The 4,912-nt window shown below is 54.2% G+C and carries 9 protein-coding genes; all 9 read left to right on the plus strand.

Annotation, left to right across the window (positions count from 1 at the left end):
* On the plus strand, positions 1-183 hold a 183-nt coding region (locus tag ABD892_RS04310; RefSeq protein ID WP_345193602.1), incomplete at its 5' end, for a hypothetical protein.
* An 11-nt stretch (positions 184-194) separates the two neighbouring features.
* Positions 195-371, plus strand: coding sequence for a DUF7210 family protein (locus tag ABD892_RS04315; RefSeq protein ID WP_345194135.1), 177 nt, complete (start codon positions 195-197; stop codon positions 369-371).
* Positions 371-1,138 (plus strand): phage protein Gp36 family protein, encoded by a 768-nt coding sequence (locus ABD892_RS04320; protein WP_345194136.1) that lies wholly within the window; start codon positions 371-373, stop codon positions 1,136-1,138. Before ABD892_RS04315 ends, ABD892_RS04320 begins: the two co-directional genes overlap by 1 nt.
* 9 nt (positions 1,139-1,147) lie before the next feature.
* On the plus strand, positions 1,148-1,765 hold the full coding sequence (locus ABD892_RS04325; protein WP_345194138.1) for a hypothetical protein: 618 nt from the start codon (positions 1,148-1,150) through the stop codon (positions 1,763-1,765).
* Positions 1,766-1,869: 104 nt separating this feature from the next.
* Positions 1,870-2,397, plus strand: coding sequence for a hypothetical protein (locus tag ABD892_RS04330; protein WP_345194139.1), 528 nt, complete (start codon positions 1,870-1,872; stop codon positions 2,395-2,397).
* 1 nt (position 2,398) lies between these two features.
* Positions 2,399-2,884, plus strand: coding sequence for a phage virion morphogenesis protein (locus ABD892_RS04335; RefSeq protein ID WP_345194140.1), 486 nt, complete (start codon positions 2,399-2,401; stop codon positions 2,882-2,884).
* Positions 2,877-3,323: a hypothetical protein gene (locus ABD892_RS04340; protein WP_345194141.1), complete on the plus strand. Its 447-nt coding sequence runs from the start codon at positions 2,877-2,879 to the stop codon at positions 3,321-3,323. The genes ABD892_RS04335 and ABD892_RS04340 overlap by 8 nt, the downstream gene beginning before the upstream one ends.
* A gap of 2 nt (positions 3,324-3,325) precedes the next feature.
* Complete coding sequence (locus ABD892_RS04345; protein ID WP_345194142.1) at positions 3,326-4,075, plus strand: phage tail tube protein; 750 nt, start codon at positions 3,326-3,328, stop codon at positions 4,073-4,075.
* A 117-nt stretch (positions 4,076-4,192) separates the two neighbouring features.
* The gene (locus tag ABD892_RS04350; protein WP_345194143.1) at positions 4,193-4,804 is read left to right on the plus strand and encodes a hypothetical protein; all 612 of its coding nucleotides are present in this window, start codon (positions 4,193-4,195) and stop codon (positions 4,802-4,804) included.
* Positions 4,805-4,912: the final 108 nt, after the last annotated feature.

The following is a 4,912-nucleotide window of genomic DNA, read 5'->3' on the forward strand; positions in this document are numbered from 1 at the left end:
GCCCAGCCCAGCAAAGGCGTCACCTTTGGCTTTACCGCCGAACATGGCGGCCGTGTGGCTGGTACTCGTCCCGATGGCAATATCGGTCTGCGTGGCGGTGAGGCGATTCGGGTCGGGGAGTCGCTCAATGAGCTGATTGTCTGCCCGGATGTTGCCTACTTCATCGAAAACATTATCGCCTGAAGGAACGCCGCATGAGCCAGTACAAAACCCTGCATCCGGTCAGGCACAACGGAACTTTCTACCCGCCAGAAAGCAGTATCAAACTGAATGAGTCAGACGCTGAAACTCTATTGGCACTCGGTGCTGTAGTACCCGCCAGTGACAACAGAAAATCTGGCAAACCCAAAACACCGGAGCAGGCTGACTGATGTACTGCACCCTCCAGGGCCTGATCGACCGGTTCGGGGAAACGGAGCTGTTAAAACTGACCGACATAAACCGCACCGGTTTGATCGATACCGTTCGGGTGGAACGTACGCTGGACGACGCTGGTCAAGAGATCAACACCTATCTGGCGGCACGGTATGACACGCCCATCAAGCCGGCTCCGGATATCCTGGCTCGCCTTTGCGCGGATATTGCCCGTTACCGGCTCTATGAAAACCGGGTCACCGAAGATGTCCGCAACCGTTACAAGGATGCGGTGGCGATGCTGCGGGATCTGGCCTCTGGCAAGGCGACGTTGCCGAGTGCGACAGATCAGCCTGCCGCACCGGTTGCCGGTATGGATGTCACCGTTACCCGCAGTCGGACAGATCGTGTGTTTACCATGAGTACTTTTGAAAGTACCGCACCGCTACCGGTCGCCAACAGTGAAGCCACATCGACAGGACTCACATCACCCCGACTCGAAGGCAGCGACTTGGTGTTTACCGATCAGAACGGTGGGCAGGTTCGCGTGGATCTGTCGACACTGGACAGTTATCTCCGTCATGCCGACTACGACGGCAACAGCCTGACGCTGACTATGTCTGACGGCCAGATTCATTCCATCGGTATGCACCATGACCACGATGCTGACTATATCGGTGATGCGCCCACCGATGGCCGACAATACACCCGCTACAACGGTGAGTGGACGGTGCTGGTCATACCGGACAACAACGACATTGTGATCAACGGCGGTTATTTCTAGGGACAGACCATGGCAAACGTCATCCGGATCAAGCGCAGCCAGATAACCGGCACCCCGGCCTCACTGGCAGAAGGGGAACTAGCCTACTCGGAAGTCAGTGGTCACCTGTTTATCGGGGCCAGTAACGATACCATCCTGATCATCGGAGGAGTGACCGACCATAACAAGCTGGCCGGTATTGAGACTAATGCCAACCACTACAGCTTACCCACCGCAACGTCGACGGATCTTGGCGGTATCAAGATTGGCGCAGGGCTGAATATTGATGGTGAGGGCGTGGTTTCGCTTGCCTCCGGCAGCAGCATTACGTCCGGCGAAGTGGATACCAGGATCAGCAACGCCATCAATAACCTGATAGCCGGTGCGCCAGCTGCACTGGATACGCTGAATGAGCTGGCTACGGCCCTGCAGGACAATGACAGCGAACTGGCGGCGCTGACAACCGGACTGGATAACCGGCTGAATAAAAACCTCAACCTGTCGGACCTGACCGATATTAATGCTGCCCGCACCAGTCTCAACCTGGGGACGCTGGCGTTACAAAATCATAATGCCGCCACCATTACCGGGGGCGGTATCTCCAATGTGTCGCTCACCAACTGCGATATGGACGGGGGCAGCTTTTAAATGGCGGGCCTTCGGCTACGACGGAGCAGCACGCCCGGCAGTGTGCCCGCCAGCCTCCTTGACGGTGAATTGGCCATCAACACCNAGATAATGGCTGGGCGGAAGTGGCCGTCTCCGGAGGCGGTGGTGGCGCATTAACGCTGCTGGCATCAGAGACCATTCCATCATCGGTATCCGAATATATCCTGCCGATCACCTTTTCGGCGGATTACAGCCTCTATCGCATCGTGATACTCAACCTGACGCCCGCATCTACTTCCAATACCCATATTGAACTGTATGCCAGCGATGATGGTTCCAACTGGTTTACCGGTGCGTACGATTATGGTTATGGCCTCAATCATATTGTTTCGACGGGGACTTATTACAACGCCACCAACAAGATCAAGTTCACCAGTAATGCGCTTTCCAAAAGCGGTGTGTTATGCACTGATATCACAGTCTACGAACCTACCGCCCCACAATACACCCGGTTAGCAGCCCAGACGATCCACCAGGATAACAGCGGTAACCAGGAAGCCACCCTGGTTCATGGAGTGGTAAAGAAGACCACGGGTATCAGCCAGCTGAAACTGGTGACCACCCATGCCCCCTTTGCCGGCGGCATGGTGAAAGTCTACGGGATGCCCTGACATGCTGTCGCTCAAGGACGCCACACAGCAGATACAGAGCCTGATGGATACCGTCATGCGTTATCAGCGCAGGCGCTCCCTGTTTAGCCGTCTGGGCCGGGTGATGAAAACCGACACCGGCATGAACTTCAGGCGTCAGCAGTCGCCGGATGGTGATCCCTGGGAGCCGTTGAAGTTTCGGCAAGGTCGCATCCTGAGCGATACCGGACGACTGCGAAACAGTATCCACTTTGAAGCCGATGATGATCAGGTGGTCATCGGCACCAATGTGAAATACGCCCCGGTGCATCAGTTCGGCGCTGTGATCAAACCAGTCAAAAAGAAAGTACTGGCCTTTCCTGATGGGCGTGGCGGGACAGCCTTTGCCCGTCAGGTCACCATTCCGGCCCGTCCCTTTATCGGTATTGAAGAACGACAGATTAACCTGATTCACGATGCCATGACCCAATGGCTGCGGGATATCACAAGGGGGCGGCGCAATGCTTAACGATGCGCTGACCGCTATCACACACTGGTTTGCCGACCAGCTGTCCGTACTGGTCAGTGATGTGGACAGCCACCCGGGCCGCTTTACCGAGGCCGAGCTGGAACGGATGCTGTTCTCTAACAAAGCGGTCAGGATAGCGATCGAGACTGCGCCGGGGCTGACTATCACCGGGCAGGGAATTCATCAGGCTCGATTGTTGATGGCCGCTTATGTCATCTGCGGTGACCGCAGTGGTGAAGACCGACATAAAAGTTCGCTGGAGATCGTCGAGCATATTATCGGGCTGCTGCCCTATAACCGGTTCGACACAACCTATCTTCGCAGCATCGACCCGAAAACCATCACCGCCGAGAACCTCTACAGCGGCGAGATCGATAACCGGGGGATCGCCATGTGGGGCGTGTCCTGGGAGCAAACCGTCACCAATCAAGGGAACTGATCATGGCGCAAACCGACCGTTCATACATGGGCAAGGGCACCATCTACCTGAAGCGTCGCGGCGGCAGCACCGGACTGATACCTGTGGGTAACTGCTCGGCGCTGGAAATCTCCTTTGAAGAGGAGAAAAAGGAACAGAAGGACTACACCAGCCCCGGCGGCGGCAATACCAACGTGGTATCGCGTATCGACAATGTGACAGGCTCGCTGACAGTACTGGATATTACCGCTGACAATCTGGCCCTTGGTCTACGTGGTGCTGTTACCACCGAAGCCGGTGGCAACACAGTCACCGATGAGTTGATTGCCGCTACCGGTGCTGATGGCGAACTGCTGCCGTTTGCCTTTGTGCCGGATACCACCATTATCACCGTTACCGATGCGGTCAACAGCACGGCGCTCACTGAAGGTGTGGATTACGACATCACCCCCAACGGCATCACGGTGATCGGCTCCGGCGCTATCAGCAATAATGGTGTTCATGCCACCTATGACAAGGCCCCGCAGGAAGTCCTGCAGGCACTAGTGGAGGCGGGACAGGAATTCACCCTGTTCTTCGACGGCCTTAACGAAGCGCAATCCGGTAAGGCGGTGGCTGTCACCCTGCACCGCATCAAGTTCTCGCCTGTACAGGGCCTGCCATTTATTGGCGATGAGTTTGCCGAGGCGACAATGGAGTTTGAAGTCCTGTCAGACAATACCATCACCGGTGCAGGGATCAGCCGGTTTATGAAGGTGGTGCAGGCGGTTTGAGGCATGAAGCAAAGCGGTAATGACTGACAAGGGTGTCATCCAGATCAACAACACGGGAACCTGCTGTCTGTCTGTCTGTCTGTCTGTCTGTTACTAAACGATTTAAGGGACTAAGACATGCAAAATCAACCATCAGGGTCAAAGGCAGGAATACATCCAGCCTTTGCTACTCATCATGCACAAATCCTATGGGCTTTTAATGAAGGTATGGCATACGGGTATCAAGTTGGATATATTCGGGGGCAAGCAGATGCTGGACAGGCTTATTTTCCAATTGGGCTACAACAACAAACAGCACAACAACGAGCCACCCCATACAACAGACAGTCACGAAGAATTGTTATCACGTCTGGTTCCAGTAGTTCTCATTCCACTGCAACCATGTCTCGACAAGCCCCTGATCTTAACCCTTCATTAGCTGGTTCATCCATAAGAAGTGAGACTTCAGTCACGGTACCTTGTACAGCTTCAGCATTAAGCTCTCTAGCGTCATTTGTTGGTCATCAACAATACTATCAACCTGTAGCAGGTTCATCACAGATGACGCAAGGTCTTCATAGAGGTTTTAGACCACACCCGACCACTTCAACCAATGGTGCAACAAACCTGCGGCAACTTATGGATTCAGAAGACAACTCACCCAAATCATTTCAATGCAAATACTGTCACTCAAGATTTCCTGATAGGTTGAATTTAGCCCTTCACAGAACGAACGAACATTACCACTGACCAGCAATCATAAGCACTGAGACACTATTCCCTTAACTCCCGCTTAACGATCTGAAGAAGTAAGGCTAAATTGAATGAAGAGAGCGTCCCCTGTGCTCTTCAGGCAAA

The organism is Kistimonas scapharcae (genome assembly GCF_039540975.1).
Taxonomy (GTDB): Bacteria; Pseudomonadota; Gammaproteobacteria; order Pseudomonadales; family Endozoicomonadaceae; genus Kistimonas; species Kistimonas scapharcae.